Raw genomic sequence first — 19,602 nt, 5'->3', positions numbered from 1 at the left:
ATTGCCTACCGTCACTTCGGTGTCCTCTGGCAGATCTGGATTTTTATCTTCTACAGCTTTTTTCACTTTCTCTTTTTCTGGCTCTGTCAGTTTGGTTTTATCTGCCACGACCACTGGTGTATCTGGTTTCTTCACATCTGTCTTTTCAGCTGTAGTTTGCTCGACAGATTTTTCTACCGCTGGGCTTTCTTTCTTGCCTGCTTCGGTCTGCGTCACGCTCACTTTATCGTCGGCATTTAAATTGACCCCTTGTGGTAAATCAACTCTCCAGTTTCCATCTTGTCCTACTGTTGTTTCCACTGGATCGTCTACATTAGGCAACGTTACTTTCACCGTAGCTCCTGGTACACCGGTTCCGCTCACTGCTGGATCGTCACTGTCTACCTTGTTCACCGTCGGTGTTGCACTGGTGCCTTGCTGTGCCACTGTATCTGTTCCAGGGATTGTATCCGTTGAACCATCTGGATACGTTACGGTTACCGTTCCGTCATTGCCTACCGTCACTTCGGTGTCCTCTGGCAGATCTGGATTTTTATCTTCTACAGCTTTTTTCACTTTCTCTTTTTCTGGCTCTGTCAGTTTGGTTTTATCTGCCACGACCACTGGTGTATCTGGTTTCTTCACATCTGATTTTGCTGTTGCTTTCCCCGGTTCAGATTCATTGTTTGCCGCATCAGTTAACGTCACTGATACTTCTGTCTTATCTTTGACCTTATCCCTAGGAATTGTAATGGTATCTCCCTGAACTGTAACCTCATTTGATCCTGTCCATTGACCTTCTTTTTTCGTCAAGTCTACTTCTTTAGGTTGTCCATCTTCTCCAATGTAAGATACCTTCACCTTTTCAATGTCTTGATGTATTTTTTCTGTTGGTAATGTTACCGCTACATCTCCATTGTCTTTTGGTGTTACTGTTGGCTTTCCAGCTTTATTATCCACGCCGACTACAAAGAGATTGACTACATTCGTCTCTGTCTCTGTATTTATGTTTCGACTACTATGCGAGACTTCATATGGTCTTAAGTAAATTTGATGCTTTTCAAACGCGTTATCTACCGTCTTGCCGTCGGTTGTGATATCCCAATCACCAGCACTATTGTTATTGTTTTCTGTAATTGGTGAGATCATTGTAATGGTTGGCGTAGTCTCTTTATCCCATAAGTTGATATCCATATTTCCCCACTTATGTTCTGCATCAACTACATCTAGAATATTTCTTGGCTGACCATCTTGCCCTTGTAGAAGATTTCCTTCCTCTAAGCGTTTATATACCCAATCATGACCTTCGGCATCATTTTTATAGGCTTTTTCATTCTTTTCGATACCATCATAAGTAATCTTTGTTTTGTTATCAACAGCGTTCAATTCCGCAAGTAATTCGCGTGTACCAAATGAAATAGGGTCATTGATATCATATTCATAGATGATGGTATCTCCATCTTCAGACTTTTTGAATCCTAGATCGTTTGGTCTGTTTTGAAGTTGTTTATGTTTCCAGGTAATTGTTACATCTTCGCGAATATTCGGAACACCAGACAATGCATTCAAAGATGTGGTATCCAATTTGTTCCCTGATTCTTCAAGCTTCTCTAAAGTAGCCTTTATTCCAGACATGCGATATTTTGAAGCTGAAGTAGCATTTTTAGCAGAACTGATAAAACCAAGTGCTTGCAAGTTGGCATCTTTCTTATTCGGATCTTTTAATGGTGCATAAACCTCAAACACATATTTAACATCTTTTCCCGTTGCTTCCCATGATTCAAAAATTAAATTTGCATCGCCATCACGATATTCTATTAGTTCGTTATAGCCTCCGATATTCTCTTTGTCTTTTTTTAGAAATTCTGCTTCTTTTTCATATCCTTTGGTAACAAAATCATCAAAAACTTTCGTAAAGTCTTCGACATTATTTCCTTTTACTTTTTTCCCAGTATTATCATCCGTTGTCTCGTATAAATTGAACGCGCCCTTGATTCGATCCTTTGTCCCGAATGATTGTGAAGCGGCTGAACTATTAGCCCAATCACTAATTCCATTATATTCCTTTACCTCTTTTTCACCACCATCTTTGTTATACTCTTTTTTCACAATTTTCGATGGCGTTTTCACTGCTTTAGGCAAAACAAATCCCACAGAAGTTCTACCAGTTAAAGTGGAATTCTCTGGATTCATCGTAAAAGTATACTTAATTGCAGGAACTTTTTGTCCACTCACTTCCGTTTCTACTTTTTCATAAGAGACTTGAACACTTGCTTTGATGTCTTTTTCTTCTGTCTCAGTAAATTCATAAACTCCGGTAGCTGGGTCATAGGATCCTTCTGCGAAAACAGCTATACCAGACCCAAAGAAAATCGTGCATCCAATCATGCAGGAAACGACTCCAACGCCAAGTTTTCTCAAACCATATTTGAGCTGTCTTTTTTCTTCTTTCAGAGGTTTATTTCCTTTGCCTCTGTACTTGTAAGTCATACACTTTCTCCTTTCCTTCATATGTATTTAACATCCTCATTTTCTTGCCAATCCAATCTGTACGATCATCTAAAATTTCTGTCACAAAATGTATACTTTTTGTGACAGACAAAATAAAATAAAAAATATCCTGATTTTGTTGCGAAAAGCCTATTATGAAAGGAGTTTTATGTGTTTTTTGATCTTGTAGATCCTTGTCACAAAAAGTATACGTTTTAGAACAAAATAAATGAAAAAGACCGGATTTTACAAGTATCTATCGATATGTACATATGAAGAATTATCGAAATTTGGTCATAATCGGGAAATTTGTTCGTTTCAACCTCCTGCTCAATTGACAAACCTACAAAATCCTTTATACTATGATTTTATTAAAGGTTGTAAAATGGAAAATAGGTATGATATGCGCACAGTAGGAGGGGGGAGCACCAATGGCACTTTCCATGGAAAATATCCAAAAATTACAAAGTATAGGGAAGCGATTCCGATTTTCTATTGCCATCTATGAAAAAAACGGCACCCTTCTATCCTTCGAGGAATTGGATGCTCCAAGCCTTCCTCCCTATCCGCTGTCCTTTACGTTCAATAAAAAACACAATCTATCCATCCAGTATGGGAAATTTAATGAAGTATTTTTCATCTTTCCACTCCAGGAACGGTTTGTGTCGATGGGCCCTATGCTTCATAGTCAGAGTCTGCCAAAAAAGACCATTGAAAACAGTCCCGCTTCCTTGCAGGGGTATCTCCAACAACTTCCCGTATTCTCTTCGAAGCAGTGCAGAGATTTGCTTGTGATTCTTGACCATTTATTTTCCCTGCAATTGGAACAATACTATGTGGAATACCTCCAGCTTCTCACAAAAGCCCAAAAACATCGAATAGAAACACGCAATCATCCGTTACAAAAAGAAGCATTCACTTCCTATACAGCGTTGTTCCATTTAGAACACCAACTCATGGAGGCCATGGCAAAAGGAGATCCTAACCAACTCTATCAGTTAGTCCGTCAGACCCCTTTAGGCATTCTGCCAATTCCAGAAACCAACGACCTCAGACATGAAAAAAACTATTGTATTATTCTCATGGAAAAGATCTCCTGGTTTGCGATCCAAATGGGGGTGGACATTATGAAGTGCCTGTCTTTGAGAGATTATTATATACAGGAGATTGAAAAACAAACACAGGTAATGAGCGTATTGACCATCCGGGATGGGGCAATCGTCTATTTTACAGAACTGTTGCATGAAATCTCCATGCACGCTTATTCCTTGATGATTCGTCGGGTCATTCAGTATATCAACGTACATATCTATGACCCGTTACCTCTGGCAGAGATTGAAAAACATTTATTTCTATCCAACACCCAGTTGCGACGCTCTTTCAAGCAGGAAGTAGGAATCAGTATTGGAACCTACATTCAAAAACAAAAAATCATCTTGGCAAAATACCTGCTCATGACCCAAATCCCACCCTGTACGGTTGCCAAAGAATTACATTTTTATGATCTCCCGCATTTTACAAAAGCCTTCAAAAAACATACGGGAATGACACCGATTCAATTTCAAAAATCACATCCTTTGCCTTCAAATTCATATACAATAGAAGAGAACAGAGGATTCGATGCATAAATAACCGATTTCTTTCGGAGATAAATAGGACAAAAAAAAGGAACAAGAGTGTTGTGATTGGCTCACAGCTTCTTATTCCTTTTTGCGCTACTTTTGCTTCAAATGGTTTTGTTCCAGCCACCGAGAAAATGTCGAATGGCTCACCTGCAATGTTTCAGCCCCTTTTCGAAGACTGATGCTTCCCTGTTGCCATAATTCGGCTACCTGGTAAAAATGTTCAGGATACGCTTTCGGGGGTCTGCCAAAACGGACACCTTTTTTCTTGGCTTCCTGTATACCCTGCCTCTGCCTTTGAGAAATATGTTCCCGTTCGATCTGTGCCACATAAGAGAGCACCTGTAAAACGAGATCAGCTAAAAACTTTCCCGTGATTCCCTGTACCGGCTGGCGGGTATCCAAGAGAGGAAAATCCAGTACAATAATTTCAATTTGTTTCACTGTGGTTAAATACCGCCACTGTGCTAAAATCTCCTCATAGTTTCTTCCCAGCCGATCAATGGACTGGATATACAGTTCATCTCCTTTTTTTAGTTTTTTCACCAGTTTTTGATAGTTTTTCCGATGAAAATGTTTCCCTGTCTGATAATCTGTCACCATCTGTTTTCTGGTAAGCCCTGCCTGTTCCATGGCCTGTACCTGACGATCGATGTGTTGTTCTCTGCTGGACACACGAATATAGCCATACTGTTTCATATGCAACTTCCTCCTAACCCTTATCAGGTTAAGAGGTCGTATGTTTCTTGCAAGTAAATATCCACCCGTGAAACGGGTGGCTTTTTAACAGCCCTAGAAGGGCTCACCACTCGCTAGCCCCTTAAAAGGGGCTTTTTAAATGACCACCAACCGCTCACAGCCCTATCTCTCTTTCACTATTTAAATGGATCTACATACTCTTGTTTACTTATACTATCTCTTATTCGATCATCTGCTTCTTGTTCTCGAATATATTTTTCAATTGTTTTTTGATTTAACCCAACCGTACTCACGTAGTATCCTTTGGACCAAAAGCTTTTATTCCCATACTTATATTTCAAATTCGCATGTTTTTCATGGATTAAAGTTGCACTTCGTCCTTTTAAGTAGCCCATAAAACTAGAAATACTAATCTTTGGTGGTATTCTTACTAACATATGAATATGGTCAGGCATGGCATGAGCTTCAATGATTTCAACATCTTTCATCTCACACAATTTTCTTAATATCTGACCAATACTTATTCTTAACTTTCTATAAATCACTTTTCGTCAATGCTTCGGAGTAAAAACCTATTTGAACCTTATACTTCTATCTCGGTCGAGTAGACAAGGGGAATCTCACCCCAAGCCTCTCACAGAACCGTACGTGATAGTCTCCCATCATACGGCTCTTATTATCAATTCACTGGCATATAGCCCATTTTCCAATGATAGAAGAGATTTGGACTACTTTTTGACATTCTTCCCAGTAGTCTTTGCGCTTTATTCAATCCATTTTTGACCGATTTGTGCGTTCTTCTTAACCATCTTATCAATGTCAGATTCACATAGTTGATTCCTTTCCTAATTGCTTCACTTTTATTGAACTTCATAAAATAATTCATCCATCCTCGAATGATGGGATTCAAAATCTCCGACAGGCAGATAAGTGAAGTGGTGTTCGCTTCTTTTATAGCTAACTTAATTTTGTTTCTGAAACTCTTCGCAGCACCTTTACTTACTGCTGGAGTGAAACCTGTGAAATAAACACCATATCGATTTTTACATAATCGCTTTCGAAAGGAGTAGCCCAGAAATTCAAAACTACTTTCTTCATTTGACTGATCGTTTTTACAATAAACAATTTTGCTTTTCTCCGGATGAATTTCAAGCGAACAATCTTTCATTCGTTTTGTCAATTCTTTCATAAGATAGATTGCTTGCGTCTTCGTTGTACAATGAATCAGCCCATCATCCGCGTATCTCACCCACGGATTTTCTGGGAATATCGTTCTCATCCACAGATCAAACGCATAGTGCATATATGCATTGGCTAGAATTGGACTGATAACACCTCCTTGAGGTGTACCAGAATTTCTTTCTTCAAATTCACCATTTGGTAATCGAATTGGAGCTGTTAGAAATCTTTGGATATACAATAAAAGCCATTTTTCTTTAACATGTCTGCTCATAATCGCTAGTAGTTTTTCATGGTTGATAAAATCAAATAAACCCACAATATCAAATTCGACAATCCACGGATAGTTAAAACACCTCGTGCGTGTAATTCCAATGGCATCTAACGCAGATTTATTCGGCCTGTATCCGTAGGAGTCTTCTAAAAATATTTTTTCTAACCTTGGCTCTATTCGATTTCTGACTACCATTTGAGCAATACGATCTTCTATTGTTGGGATGCCTAGAAGTCTAGTCTTTCCATTTTTCTTTGGAATTTCCACACCCCTAACAGCTTTCGGGAAATAACTTCCAGATGCCATTCGATTCCATAACTTGTACAATCGATCTTTCCATTCTTTGTCAAACGTATGAAAATCAACGCCATCGATACCACCCGCACCTTTATTCGCTTTTACACGTTTGTATGCAAGTAGTACCTCATTCTGCGTAATTCTAAATGATTTCCCTTCTTCCATAAAATCCTCCCATTCACTTGGTTGTTAAATAAAAGAAGTTGTGATAATAGAACCCCTTCGCTCCACGTTCATTACAATCGCTTCATCACTACTACGAATTCTTCCGCACCTGATTTATTCCTCATTACTTTCATTCTCGCCTATTTGTTTGCTTGAATTTTTCACTTATCATTACAAATCAGGATTCTCCTGTTCCTTTCAAAAGCCTATACCATATTCCTGTAACCTCTACACCGACAGCCGCCTAATCAATAAACAGGTAACCATTAGACTTATCCTAGGAGCCACACAAAATCCCAGTTTTGACTGTACTTATTAGCCTTAACGATGCTTCATCAGTTCTTCACTTTCGTTCAGCTCTATGGCACACACCTGACAATTTTTCTTATTGCCTTTTCTCCATGCGCTCAGTACCGTAACTTTTGATTACAGCATCCATGAGTGGTTTATAGCCTATACCTGCATATCGACTATGGAAGACCTACTTCCATCTTTTGAAAAGCATTGCTTTGGAAATACCTTTCCTCCCTTCAATTTTCCTCGCATTCAGGACACACTATGTGCTAAACTTTTATCGTCGTTAGACATAAAAAAACTCCTTTCGATCTGATATGCGGTTGGTAGCCACTATTAGTATATCGAAAGGAGTTTTTTATCGCTAAAGCTATTTCGTCCACGCGTAGAAACGCGCGTTTTTTTTGTTTCGTACGCTACGCGAACGAAACTGACTAAAGTCAATAATAAAAAAGCATAAACATTTCTTTATTTCGTTACAGGATGAAAAGAATAGGGGGAAATCATGATGTTATGAACAACATACGATTCCATCATCCTCAAAAGTTCGCTCGTTACTTTGAAAAAACAGGTGCATCCGTTTTTTCAAATACCACTAGACCGCATTCATAAGGATGGTCATAATAATATGCCTGTTTTCCCCGTGATTTGTGAAGCAGTATTTTGTAGATAATCAGAAAATCACCCCCACCAGAAAGAAGCATTAGCTCCGCAAGACACAGCCAAAATATACTGTGTGATATACAAGCATATCCCGTCAAGCCAACGCCAATAACGAGTGTAGGCATCATCGCTCCTAAAATATACTGCCAACGTTTTAAAGGTTCTTCACACGTACAGTAAGGCGTGACCATTGACCAGATCACCCCAAAGTCAATCGATCGAAAATGCTTTTTGGCAAAATAGCCCCATGTCAGCCCGTGGATGAGCTCATGGAGGACGATCAAAACAATCGCCACTGCGAACATAAAAACACCGTGCCAAGCAGTAAACGTTACATCATAGGATGGGACAAGCAGGTAAAACACGCCTAGCGCCAACAACATAAAAGGAGCCATCACTAAAATAGCGAAGAGATTGGCGGCAAGAATAGACACGGTTAAATCTGTCTTGACGTATCCTTCCTTCGCCAGATTCTCACAGACTTCATCAAATTTTTTCTTTCTTTTCTGTTCTTGAGGCGTTAACTTCCTTACTTCCTTTTCCAAATCGATTCCTCCCGAATAAGTTTCAGCATCAACATCTTTCTCTGTCAGATCCACGAGATACCCATATACATCGTTCCTTTATAAAAAAATCATAATGCGTTTCTAACAATTCTGATAACCCTCTTGTGACAAACCACACAAAGGTGCATGTTTTAATACACTATTTTATATATAGATTACCGTCAGCAACTCCTAAAATAATTCTCTGCAGCTTCTACATATTCATTATTATTGTCTAATATTTTACAAATCCAATTAACAAAATTCGAAAAGAATTTCGGCATAAACAATTCTTTTATTGCTCGAAACCAACCACTTTCACTAGTTTCACAATAGAAATATACTGTACCACCTTCAACAGAACTATTAATTGTTCTATCTTGAAAACGAGCACTCACAACAGCAAACTTAGGTGCTTCCTCGTTTATAGAATTTCTCTTAGCTCTTACAACTGTAGAAAAGAGTGCATTCCTTGCCTCTTCTTCTATTGTATTTGCATTTTTTTGCTAATTCAGTGATCAATTATCCTTTAGATACTTCTTTAATCTCTGTAATTCTTTACGTATCATCAACATTATTTTCAACAATTATTTCAGCACAAACCAAATATCCAAATCCAACAAAAGTTATAATACTAAAGAGCAACGTTGCAAAAACTAGAATCAGTTTACGCTTGCTTAAATATTTAACTCCTTTGTAAAATATTTAAGCAACACTACTATAACACGAAAACATTTTCTCAAAAATATTCTGGAAGAATCTCAACCTTCGTGATAAACTAACTGTACCAACAAGATACCAATGTAATAACATATTGTATACTCCTTGCCCTAGAACAACCGAGTTCTAGGGACTTTTTTGTCTTTATTCAAGGAGTATATCGCTATTAAGAAGCACGAACCGAGCACCAAAAAAAAGGGGAGGACGAAGCAGTTGCTCGTTGAAAGCTACATCCTTTACAAAATGCTACACTCCCTTACATGGTTGGAACTCTGATTTCCGAAGCTAACGCGGCTTTACGGCAATCATCTGTTAGAAAGAATGAATTGTACATTCATCGTAGCGAAAACACAAAAGTCTGCTTGGACCAATAGAAAGCAGACGTACATACTACAAACACAAAAAAGAAGAACACTTTCCTTGTATATTTAAATTACTCAATTTATCAGCTATTCCATTTTAATTAGCTGTTATTTTATCTATAATTGAGTTAATCGCTGTGGACTAGTGATTTTTCCACCAGATTCCTCTAGAATACTGTTTTGATAAGGCTCTAGCCACAGCTCTTTGTCAGATTGTTAATAAGTTTGTTAGCGTATGACATAGGTTCGTGACTCTTGCCAATCTTCAAAAGACAACCGGCGAAGAGATACAGATCGCCTTAGAAGACACCGGGCATTATTGCTTCAATATCTTACGTTTCCTTCGGACACAAGGCTACCCAACCTATAGCTATAATCCGTACTTAATTAAAGAATTTGCCAAAAATCAAAGCTTACGAAAAACCAAAACCGATAAAAAAGATGCCATGACGATCACTCGAAAACTACGAACAGATCTTGATAAACAATGTTTTCACACCCAGCCGTTGATGATTGAGTTGAAGTATTTAACCCGACATACAGCCAGATTGAAAGAGGATTGCACTCGAAAAAAGTAAACTACACGCGTACTTTAGATATTCTCTTTCCAGAACTTGCCCCTTCTTTAGGTTCTTCTACTGCGAAGCACCAATCCTATGTGTAAGCACTATTAAAAGAATATCACTCTGCTAAAAAGCTAGGAAATGCACATTTAACGAAGCTGACTAATCTTATTTTAGCACACTCAAAGGGCCGCTTTGGAAAAGAACAAGCGGTCAAGCTCAAAGCACTCGCGCAAGCCTCTATTGGTCAAGAGTCCCCCGCATTAGAATTTGAACTCCTTCAAACTATTGATGCCATTCAGTATCTTACAATTATGCGAGACAAAGCAGAGAAGGAAGTTGCTCGATTAATGAGTGAAATCGATTCACCTATTTTAACGATTCCTGGCATTGGCTTTAAATTAGGAAGTATCATTCTCGCCGAAATTCGAGATATTAAGAATTTTCGTTCGCAAAACCAGTTGCTTGCCTATGCAGGTTCAGAGCCTTCCATCTCTACTTCTGGAATGAATCAGACCTAAACCGGAAGAATGGTCAAACGTGGCTCCTCGCAATTACGCTGGGCATTGTATGAAGCCGCCAGAATTATGTCCATTTGGTCGCCGGCTATGCGTGTCTATTTCCAGAAAAAGTTAGCTGGAGGAAAACACTACAATGTCGCACTCAGTCATGTTGTTAGAAAACTCGTTCGAATCATTTACCAACTACTAAAAGATAATAAACCTTATGAAAAACAGAAAATGATCGTCAACTGATCCTTTCAAAAGTTTCCTTTACCTGAGGTTTCTTTGTCATGCCTTCAAATCGTTTCTAAACTAAGTTATTCAAATTTTTCATTTTGCTCTTGACTTAATATAGTTTGTCTAATCTATTAGACGAGTATTTAGACATAATACCGTATGAACGAGTAAATTTAGGATTAAATCTCTAATATTTGAATTGTTTTTCTATTGAGAATTACGGTACCAAATTATTAAATTTAATATCAATGCCATTAAAACTAAAATAAACTGTATAAATTCAACTTTTATACTTGGAATAATTCTTTTCTTTTGCGGTCGAAATGTTGGATTAAGTGATTTAGCATTATAGTCTAACATATCACCAAAAAAACTATCTGATGGTACTAAAAAAAACAGTAAAAATAAATAACATATTGTTAACACTATTTCTAATTGGACATGAAAAATAAATTTACACGCTATACCAATTAAAATTGGTATGAAGATACACATAGTGGTACTTAACCATGCTTTAGTTCTATTTGTCATCCCAATTATATCTCCTATCTAAAGATTTACCTAACTTTCCCTATGTTTCCCATTGGGATGCAATACCCTCCGGCTTTAGTGAATCCTCCTGCAGACCAACCACCTTTTTTAAAGTAATATCCTGGAGAGCATTCAGGTCCATCAAGCTCTTTCGCACTAACTTCTGTTACCATAGCAAAAGATAATCCAATAACTGATAATCCAAAGATAAGTAATAATTTCATCTCTTTTCATTTGATTCAGTAAATTTATACTATGATAGATCATATTTAAAATGTCAATAAGATTAAAAAATTATTTCAATGTGTGAATTTGATTATAAGGCGTCATTGGAATATCTATACAGAAAATAGTGGTAGTTAACACTCAAAAAAACAGAAACGTTGATTTAACAGTATTTCTATTATCTATTCTAGCTATACCATTAAAACGAGCTTAGAATTTCCCTGTGACAACTAATAAATAGAAAAAGCGAATCCTTCACTCAGTTCGCTTTTTTTATGATCAATTCTGTTTAATTTTATCTAGGATCACTTCAAATGTATCTATATAAGCCGATACAACCAAAATAGATATTTTTTCTTTGTAAGTCCATTCAACAGTAGTAAAGTAAGAGGACATCAGATTTTTGTATCTTGCTCTTTACTAACTTGAAGCCAGTTGCCAGAGCTCTTCAAATATTTCTTCTTCCATTATCAATCTCCAAAAAAAGAGCGTTGCCTGAAACTTCAATAACGGGTAGCGCAAGTCCAATTACACGGATCTAAGTATATCATAACAACCAAATATGAAAAAACTTAGAAGGTAACAAAGGTTCTGTCGTCTTTTGCTTTGTTTCTGTTCTTACATATATTTCGTTATAGTTGCCCTACAAAGCTTTTCATTAATCACACACTCGCTTATTGTTGTGTACTCTCTGAAGTTGCCTTCTTGATCAATTACTTTCACTTCATTTGTATCCTGATAGTTCATAGAAGACGCTCTTCCATCAGAAATAATTGACCCAATCGCTTGAACTTATTCAACAATTTCAGTGCAAGTCAACCACCCTTCTTCAGCTGTTAAACGTAAAATTTTATAGTAGCCCCTCTTGTTTTTCATTTCTAGGGGGTCACCACCTTAGATATTATTCGTATTGCTCTATTTTGCAAGTATTAAATTTCATCTTGTACGTCATGGTATCTATGGTCAAATTTGCTAATATTAGAAAATAGAAGTTTTCAAATCATCTGTCTTGCTTTTAATGTGCTGTTTCATTTCTTCAATATATTCATCAAAATAGTCTGTTTTTTATAAAAATACCTTTCTAAATTATGGTTTTTGATTCTCTTCTAATTGTTCTCTTCTATCTGTTTTTTTATTCTGAAAAGTGTGCTGCGACTGAAGCCTGTTATAGCTTCAACCTCTTTGTATAGTTTACCTGAAGAAAGGAAGTCATATGCATGCCTTTTCTTTGGTATAATTCTAGCTTTCGGACGTCCTTCTCTGAAATTAGGATTATTCTTTTTAGCAAACATCTTTCCTTCTTGAGTACGTTCAACAAGGTACGAACGATCATTCTCCCGATGTATTTTCAATCGTTCCTAAATTCAAAACCTTGATCGTAACGTTATCATCGAGCAATGGTTCAATGATTTCTAATGCTTCTCGTGTATTACGGGCGAATCGATCAAGCTCAGTCACGACGATTTCATCTCCAGGCTTCAGACAATCTAGAAGCTGATTAAATTTTGGCCGATCCCGTTTTGTACCTGTAAATTTTTCGGAAAATATATTCTTCTCAACGCCATTCTCAAGCAGCTGTTGAATCTGTTCTTTTGTACTTTGAGAAGCAGTTGAGACACGTGCATAGCCATATTTTGTCATTTAATCCACCTGCTCTTACAAATCATCGATCGTATACTCCGAATACCCTTCATAGAAATAGCTAACATCGATTCCTTTCATATACAACTCTCGATCGTCAATTTCATCAGTTAGAGCATTAGAAATTAAATAGCGAATTTCTAAGTCATTTATTGGGCTGCGCTCCATTGCGGAAAGATAGTCTTCTTTGTTGATCAAGTTCCAATCGACAACATTTTGCAATTCTTCCTTTAAAATGAGATCCAGCCAAATTCTAGTACTTCGTCCATTTCCTTCACGAAACGGGTGAGCGATATTCATTTCCACGTATTTCTTGATAATCTCTTCAAAAGAAGTTTGCGGCATCTGATCAATATGTTTTAACGAATGTTCCAGATACATGACTGGTGCAAATCGAAAATTTCCTTTTGCAATATTGACCGTCCGAATTTTTCCTGCAAAATCGTAAATTTCTGAAAAGAGAAATTCATGAATTTCAGATAAACCTTTAAACGTACCGACTTCGATTTCATTTATTTCCCCCGAATCGTATAATTCCTTCGCTTTTTGCTTGCTGAGTTTTTCTTCTGCTTTTGCCAACTCAACTTGATTGGTTAAACCTAATTTATTCTCTAAAACCATGTAGAATCCCCTTAACTTTATGACATAAGTTTATGAAACGTTTTTAAATTTATTAAATCGCGAATTCAATCATGTGTCAAAAACTAAAAAAGTTTCTGAATCTTTTTGATAAAAAGGAAGTTTCTACAAAACTTGTCAAAAACAGTAAAAAAAATCACCCTTTATTTTTTATTCCATTGACAAGTTCTTCAACCATAAGGCTGAAAAGCATACAAATGCCACACACAGCTCCCATATATATTCCGATCGGTTTGCCAACATACTCTATTCCTGATTTTGTTAGTTCATAAATAGGAAGTCCAAAACATTTAACAATTAATGTATCCAAATTAGTTCGATAGGCATTCGTATAGCTAAAATAGATGACAACACCCATCAACATCAATGCAAATAGTAATCCAACGACCACTGCCATGACGATTTTTACTTTTTTCTTCACTTGTTTTCACCTTGTATATTTAGATTACTCAATTAATCAGCTATTCCGTTTTATTTAGCTGTTATTTTATCTATAATTGAGTTAGGCGCCGTGGACTAGTACTTCTTCCACCAGATTCCCTTGGAATACTGTTTTAGAAAGGCTCTAGCCACAGCTCTTTATCATATTGTTAATAAGTTTGTTAGCGCATGACATCAGTTCGTGACACTTGATTGATCACAAGGTTACATAGACAAAGAGTAAGTGGAGCACAGCGTAAATTTTATCTGACTAGGAGTGGTCCTTATGTTGTACGTTGGAATTGATATTGCCAAGCACAAACATGACTTGGCGGTCATTGATACTGAAGAAACGATTTTTGTCCGTCACCTTCAGATCGAAAACAACCAGGAAGGGTTTACGAAGCTTCAAATGACGCTTGACAATCTTCAGAAAACAACCGGTGAAGACATTCAAATCGCCTTAGAAGATACAGGGCATTATTGCTTCAATATCCTCCGCTTCCTTCGGACGCAAGGGTAGCCAACCTATAGCTATAATCCGTACTTAATTAAAGAATTTACCAAGAATCAAAGCTTGCGAAAAAACAAAACCGATAAAAAAAGACGCCATGACGATCGCTCGAAAACTACGATCAGATCTTGATAAACAATCATTTAGTGCGAACCCTTCAATGATTGAATTGAAGTATTTAACTCGACATACAGCCAGATTGAAAGAGGATTGTACTCGAAAAAAAGTAAGCTACACACGGATCTTTTTCCGGAACTAGTGTTTGGGTTATTCTTCTGCGAAGAACCAATCCTATGTGTACGCGATTTTGAAAGAATATCCTCTGCTAAAAAGCTAGGAAATGCACACTTAACGAAGTTAACTAATCTCATTTCAACACACTCAAAAGGTCGCTTTGGAAAAGAACGGACGGTCAAGATTAAAACCCTCGCGCAAGCCTCCATTGGTCAAGAGTCTCCTGCGTTAGAATTTGAACTCCTTCAAACCATTGATGCCATTAAGTACCTTACGACTATGCGAGACGAAGAGGACAAAGAGGTTGCTCGATTAATGAGTGAAATCGATTCGCCGATTTTAACGATTCCTGGCATTGGTTCTAAATTAGGGAGTGTCATTCTTGCCGAAATTCGAGATATTAAGAAATTTCGTTCTCCAAATCAGCTGCTTGCTTATGCAGGTGCAGAACCTTCAGTCTCCACTTCTGGAATGAATGGCAGGGATTTGTCAAGTATATTGCAGAAAAATTTTTTTAAATTTTTCTAGCTAAAAAAGCCTAAAAGCAAGGGTTTTCCTTGTTTTTAGATGGCACAAACTAGAGGTACTCCTTTTTTAGTATAAAAGCAGTACATCCTTTGTAGTATCTTTTTATAAGTTTTCTTAAGGCTGATAAACCCTTATTTTTCAATACTTTCCAGCTTTTTCTCTTTGACAGTTTCCCTTTATAACCCCACATATCGCCTTATATTTTGGACATAAAACGTTGTACGTTTCGTTGTAAATTAGGCAATCATCCTTCTCATTTCTTCGTTGGCTCCTGCCTCTGATGCATGGGCGTATAAGTCCAGCGTCATCATGATACTTGCATGTCCCATGATATACTGTAAGTTCTTCGGATTCATGTTCTTCTGTGCCAGTCTTGTACAGAAGGTATGTCTCAACGTGTGAGGCGTGATATGCGGTAAAGCAGTGTCATGCGATTTGTTATATTTCTTAACCGCTCCCTTTAACATGCTCTTGTACCTGCCATCTATCATAGGAAGCCCAGTCGGACTGAGAAACAGAAAATGACGATAACCGTCAATCTCTTTTACTTTTGCCTCTTGTCTGCGCTTCAAAACCCTATGAAAGGCTTTCTCTGTCTCCTCACTCATCGGCACGTTGCGAATCCCGCTCTTTGTTTTGGGCTCATTGATGTAATAGCCGTCCTTGTCCTTTAACAGCTGGTGATCGATATGGACAGCGTGACGGGTAAAGTCCAAGTCCTGTTTTGTCAATCCGCACAGTTCCGAGATTCTAAGCCCTGTTTTCAACAGGATCAGCACATCATCATAATACTGTCGATAGGTTTTATCCTCTGCCATAAATGCCAGCAGTGCCTGCTCCTGTTCCTCGCTGAGTATGACCTTTGGTTTCTTATCGGCTGGAAGCACTTCGCTCAGGACATAGTCAAAAGGATTCTTCCGCACATAATTATCGTCTATTGCCATATAGAAACATGCCCTCAGCGACCGCTTATAGTTGCTGATGGTTTGATAGGAATACCCCTTTTCCTGCATTCTGAGCGCCCATTCTCTGGCTTCGGATGGTTTGATACTGTCAATGCTCCTGGCACCCAGGAAATCGCTCTCTAAGGCTCTCATAAGGTACTCCCTGCTTTCTTTGGTCTTTTTCTTCACATTCGGACGTCCTGCATTCTTTTTCGCATAGAGCTGGCACAAGGTCATTTTACTGCCCTGTGTGTCGATCCCGTCATACAAATCTTTCTGTATCGCCCGTTCCTTTTCCCGCAGAGACAAATCTTCCCGTTTTCCTGCCGGTGTCTTATCGGTAGGCAACAGTTTCCATGCATAGACATATTTGGTTTTCCCCAGTGCGTCCACATATTTATAGGTGTATCTGCCGTCTTTTCTCTGGCTCTCTCCTTTGTATAGAACACGATTCCTGTGGTCTCGTCTCTTCCTTATGTTCGACATCTTTCAAACTCCTTTCAAAGTAAGAAAGAGCCTTGTATATACGACTTGTATATATCATAACACGCACAAGGCTCTTTTTCACTAGATTTCTTCTAACCGGTCAATGATGGCTTCCAGTTTCTTTTTCTTGATGAGCATACGATTTCCATTGAACACAACGCATTCTTCCTTGTATTCTCTGGCAACTTCACGAAGTTTGTTTTCCCCGATACGGAAATAACTGGACGCTTCCTCCACGGTCATTAAATAACGCTCCCATAAGGGCATGCTTTCATCACACATATAATAACACCTCCTCCAGTATGTTTTGCCAAGCCCTCCAACGGCTTTTGTCTTAGCCCACAGGAATCTCACCTCTGCATCGTTCGGATGTAGCCGTACCCATTGCGTGCGACGCTTCTAACGCTCAAGCTGTGGCTGTACGGGCGTATCATTATCTGACAGAACAGGTCATGGCGGTAAAAGGGGACAAGGCTTTTACAGGAACACAAACAGGGAATCGCTCGCTTTTGCAGGAGAAAGGTCATGGCGTGCTTGTTTCCACGGCTCGCTGTCTGTCAAACGTATTGGATGGCTTTATTCAGTTGTCAAAGAACACGAAAGAAGAAAAGCATTTCTTCTGCCTCATATAGGGAACGGAACAGGTGATTTAATGACTAACTCTTGAAAAAATTTCTTCTTTCACACCATATCTGTACAGGAACAGGTGATTTAATGACTAACTCTTGAAAAAAAAGAAATTTCTTTGTTCACACCCTGTCGGTACGCTCATGCCTGTTTTATGGCAGATGTATCTAGGAAATTAAAAAATACCGTCATTCTCTCGTGGAACGGCGGTATCAATTCGTTCTTCTATAGTAGATCGCTCTAGTGCTAACAGATGTTTATGCTTGTCTTTCAGTTCTGCTTGTTCAATCATATCTTGCAGTATCGTTGTATGGTTTTCTCTGTCTAGCTCCTGTACCATTTTCATCGTAGGTGCGACTTGTCTTTGTAGCCAGTTCAGCGCCTTTTGTAACGTATAAGGTTCTGGTCTGGTGGTTAAGCGTATCGGTTCTCTGTTTTCTCCTATGAACCACGCCCAGTCTGCATTTATGGGCCATTGACTTTTGGGTTTATCATCCTCTCTGTCCACAAAGCAAATATAGTGATTGACAATGGAAACGGCGGTACGTTCAGCGTCACGATAGTTGAGCAGGTCTACAACGGCATAGTAGGCTCGTTCATTCTTCATGCGGATTTCAAAACGGTTCTTGATTTCTGCGTCTTCTACTTCTGTGCCGTTTTTGACATACTGCTCATAATCCTTCTGGTAGGCACACATATACAGCTCACTTTTCGTGGAACCAAAATAAATGCTCTCGCCTGTATTTTGCGGAATATCCCCATCACACTTTTCTGTACTGCCGTAGCCTTTTTGCTTGCGGAAATAGGAGATACACTCACCAGCTTTATATTTTGCTTTTAAGAAGGGGATATCCAAGATGCCTGCACGGTCATTGATTGCCAAGTCCAGCCGTTTCATGACACCACCAGCGGTCATACAATCGAGCATAAAGTCATACCATGAGCGTTCCTGTGCGACCAGATAACTTTCTATCTGCCGACAGCCTTTGCCTTTCAGCTCCAATAAAACGCCTAACTGTTCCTGTGTAGAACACATGAGGTTGATATCACCAATCAGATATTTGCTTTCATAGCCGTATTTCCCAAAATATTCAAAAAACATGTGTCTGGGATTAATTTGCAAGACTTCACGAATCACTTTCAAAGCATCTGTAGTAGGGAAACGAACACGAAAGTAATCGATCAATAAAAAGAGTGGTTCTTCTGGATTGAAACGTTCAATCTGTTTTATCATTGTTTCTTTCAGTTCTGCTGATAAAGGTAATTTTCCTTTTTCAATGCGATTGTAATGTTCACGACTGATACCACATGCAACAGCAAATCGTGTTTGTGATACATCGTATTCCTCACGTTTTTTTCTTAATTGTTCCATAAAACTTGTTTCCTTCATTTTTTCTTCCTCCAATCAAAAAAGGCAACTATCTTGTGCGGATAATTGCCTAAAGTTAAATTTTTGCAAAATAAAAAGACAATCAACTTCTGAATGGAAATCAATTGCCTTTGTGTAATTGCAGTATTCAGTTTTCGGTGTGATATCTTCGATTTTATGTCACACCCTGTTAAAATGCGGTTTCGCCTTATAAATACAGGAGTTTCCCCTTGTTTTTGTATATTGTCTCTTGTATTTTGTGCCCCCCTTGTTAGATAACGGGGGCTTCATCAGCTCGCCACAGGCTCGCTCACAGACGAAGTGAACCAAACACCTTGGCGAAAAAATCTTGGGGATTTTTCCGCCAATCTGTCTGGCTCACTTCATCTGTTTTCTTTTTATGAGCATAAAAACCTGTCTAATATCAGGAATACTATGGATTGTCTGAAAAGAGTAATCGGTACATCTTGGTATTCTATATGCTTCGTTACATTAAGAACGTTTCTTTCTGAACAAAGCAAGTAATGCACCTAGGCTGACTGCCAGACCTCCAAATACACTTGCCAGATTGGTTGTATCACCTGTTTTAGGAAGTGCTGTCGCAACTTTCGTTGTTTCTGGAATTGCCTGCGATTTTGATGGAACAGGATTCGTAGGCTGTTCTGGTGGAGTAGGTGTTGTTGGTGGTACAACAGGTTTCTCTGGTTTTACTTCACGGTAAACGTAAGTTACCTCTGTTGTGCCTTCTACAACTTTTCCTTCTTCTGGCGCTGATGTTTTATCTACACGAATGAACTCATAAACCTTACCATCTTCTGTTGTAATTCTTTGCGGTTTATTATCATCTGCTGT

The 19,602-nt window shown here is 38.3% G+C and carries 15 protein-coding genes and 3 pseudogenes; 5 read left to right on the top strand and 13 right to left on the bottom strand.

Going from position 1 to position 19,602, the window contains the following annotated elements; genetic code table 11:
• The coding region (locus A5883_RS18780; RefSeq protein WP_176324039.1) for an Ig-like domain-containing protein at nt 1-2,469 on the bottom strand (2,469 nt) is incomplete at its 3' end.
• Between the two features lie 431 nt (nt 2,470-2,900).
• Here A5883_RS18780 and A5883_RS18775 point away from each other — a divergent pair.
• Nucleotides 2,901-4,097 carry a YSIRK-targeted surface antigen transcriptional regulator gene (locus tag A5883_RS18775; RefSeq protein WP_086339374.1) on the top strand — a complete coding sequence of 399 codons (1,197 nt, stop codon included), beginning with the start codon at nt 2,901-2,903 and terminating at the stop codon, nt 4,095-4,097.
• 87 nt (nt 4,098-4,184) lie between these two features.
• On the opposite strand, the gene A5883_RS18770 is transcribed toward A5883_RS18775, so the two are convergent.
• The 4 genes and pseudogenes from A5883_RS18770 to A5883_RS18755 all read right to left on the bottom strand — a co-directional run bounded on the left by A5883_RS18770 (nt 4,185) and on the right by A5883_RS18755 (nt 8,207).
• Nucleotides 4,185-4,790, bottom strand: a complete 606-nt coding sequence (locus A5883_RS18770) for a recombinase family protein (protein ID WP_086339373.1) — start codon at nt 4,788-4,790, stop codon at nt 4,185-4,187.
• Nucleotides 4,791-4,966: 176 nt separating this feature from the next.
• Nucleotides 4,967-5,362: pseudogene (gene tnpA, locus A5883_RS18765) on the bottom strand (IS200/IS605 family transposase); the annotation flags it as partial.
• A gap of 107 nt (nt 5,363-5,469) precedes the next feature.
• Complete coding sequence (gene ltrA, locus A5883_RS18760; protein WP_086339372.1) at nt 5,470-6,705, bottom strand: group II intron reverse transcriptase/maturase; 1,236 nt, start codon at nt 6,703-6,705, stop codon at nt 5,470-5,472.
• Between the two features lie 848 nt (nt 6,706-7,553).
• Nucleotides 7,554-8,207, bottom strand: coding sequence for a DUF3267 domain-containing protein (locus A5883_RS18755; protein ID WP_086339405.1), 654 nt, complete (start codon nt 8,205-8,207; stop codon nt 7,554-7,556).
• A 1,330-nt stretch (nt 8,208-9,537) separates the two neighbouring features.
• On the opposite strand from A5883_RS18755, the gene A5883_RS19665 reads away from it, so the two are divergent.
• Together A5883_RS19665 and A5883_RS19660 are read left to right on the top strand one after the other, a co-directional pair.
• Nucleotides 9,538-9,867, top strand: a complete 330-nt coding sequence (locus A5883_RS19665; RefSeq protein ID WP_254907916.1) for an IS110 family transposase — start codon at nt 9,538-9,540, stop codon at nt 9,865-9,867.
• A 299-nt stretch (nt 9,868-10,166) separates the two neighbouring features.
• Nucleotides 10,167-10,607: pseudogene (locus A5883_RS19660) on the top strand (transposase).
• A gap of 542 nt (nt 10,608-11,149) precedes the next feature.
• Here A5883_RS19660 and A5883_RS18740 read toward each other — a convergent pair.
• From A5883_RS18740 to A5883_RS18715, 4 genes and pseudogenes are all read right to left on the bottom strand, one after another.
• Nucleotides 11,150-11,347: a hypothetical protein gene (locus A5883_RS18740; protein ID WP_086339370.1), complete on the bottom strand. Its 198-nt coding sequence runs from the start codon at nt 11,345-11,347 to the stop codon at nt 11,150-11,152.
• Nucleotides 11,348-12,454: 1,107 nt separating this feature from the next.
• Nucleotides 12,455-12,989: pseudogene (locus A5883_RS18725) on the bottom strand (recombinase family protein).
• Between the two features lie 15 nt (nt 12,990-13,004).
• Nucleotides 13,005-13,610, bottom strand: coding sequence for a protein adenylyltransferase Fic (gene fic, locus A5883_RS18720; protein ID WP_086339369.1), 606 nt, complete (start codon nt 13,608-13,610; stop codon nt 13,005-13,007).
• A 154-nt stretch (nt 13,611-13,764) separates the two neighbouring features.
• Nucleotides 13,765-14,049, bottom strand: a complete 285-nt coding sequence (locus A5883_RS18715) for an LlsX family protein (protein WP_086339368.1) — start codon at nt 14,047-14,049, stop codon at nt 13,765-13,767.
• A 285-nt stretch (nt 14,050-14,334) separates the two neighbouring features.
• Between A5883_RS18715 and A5883_RS19655 the strand changes: the two genes are divergently transcribed.
• Complete coding sequence (locus A5883_RS19655) at nt 14,335-14,571, top strand: IS110 family transposase (RefSeq protein WP_086339367.1); 237 nt, start codon at nt 14,335-14,337, stop codon at nt 14,569-14,571.
• Nucleotides 14,572-14,772: 201 nt separating this feature from the next.
• Nucleotides 14,773-15,324, top strand: coding sequence for a transposase (locus A5883_RS19650; protein ID WP_254907915.1), 552 nt, complete (start codon nt 14,773-14,775; stop codon nt 15,322-15,324).
• A gap of 236 nt (nt 15,325-15,560) precedes the next feature.
• On the opposite strand, the gene A5883_RS18695 is transcribed toward A5883_RS19650, so the two are convergent.
• The 4 genes from A5883_RS18695 to A5883_RS18675 all read right to left on the bottom strand — a co-directional run.
• Nucleotides 15,561-16,754, bottom strand: a complete 1,194-nt coding sequence (locus A5883_RS18695; RefSeq protein WP_086339365.1) for a site-specific integrase — start codon at nt 16,752-16,754, stop codon at nt 15,561-15,563.
• 81 nt (nt 16,755-16,835) lie between these two features.
• The gene (locus tag A5883_RS18690) at nt 16,836-17,036 is read right to left on the bottom strand and encodes an excisionase (RefSeq protein ID WP_086339364.1); all 201 of its coding nucleotides are present in this window, start codon (nt 17,034-17,036) and stop codon (nt 16,836-16,838) included.
• 520 nt (nt 17,037-17,556) lie between these two features.
• Complete coding sequence (locus A5883_RS18680; protein WP_086339362.1) at nt 17,557-18,771, bottom strand: XRE family transcriptional regulator; 1,215 nt, start codon at nt 18,769-18,771, stop codon at nt 17,557-17,559.
• A 471-nt stretch (nt 18,772-19,242) separates the two neighbouring features.
• A partial coding sequence (locus tag A5883_RS18675) for an LPXTG cell wall anchor domain-containing protein (protein ID WP_176324038.1) occupies nt 19,243-19,602 on the bottom strand: 360 nt, incomplete at its 5' end.

It is taken from the genome of Enterococcus sp. 5B3_DIV0040 (assembly GCF_002140755.1).
GTDB classification, from domain to species: domain Bacteria; phylum Bacillota; class Bacilli; order Lactobacillales; family Enterococcaceae; genus Enterococcus_D; species Enterococcus_D casseliflavus.
This window is presented reverse-complemented; position numbering and strand designations above follow the sequence as displayed.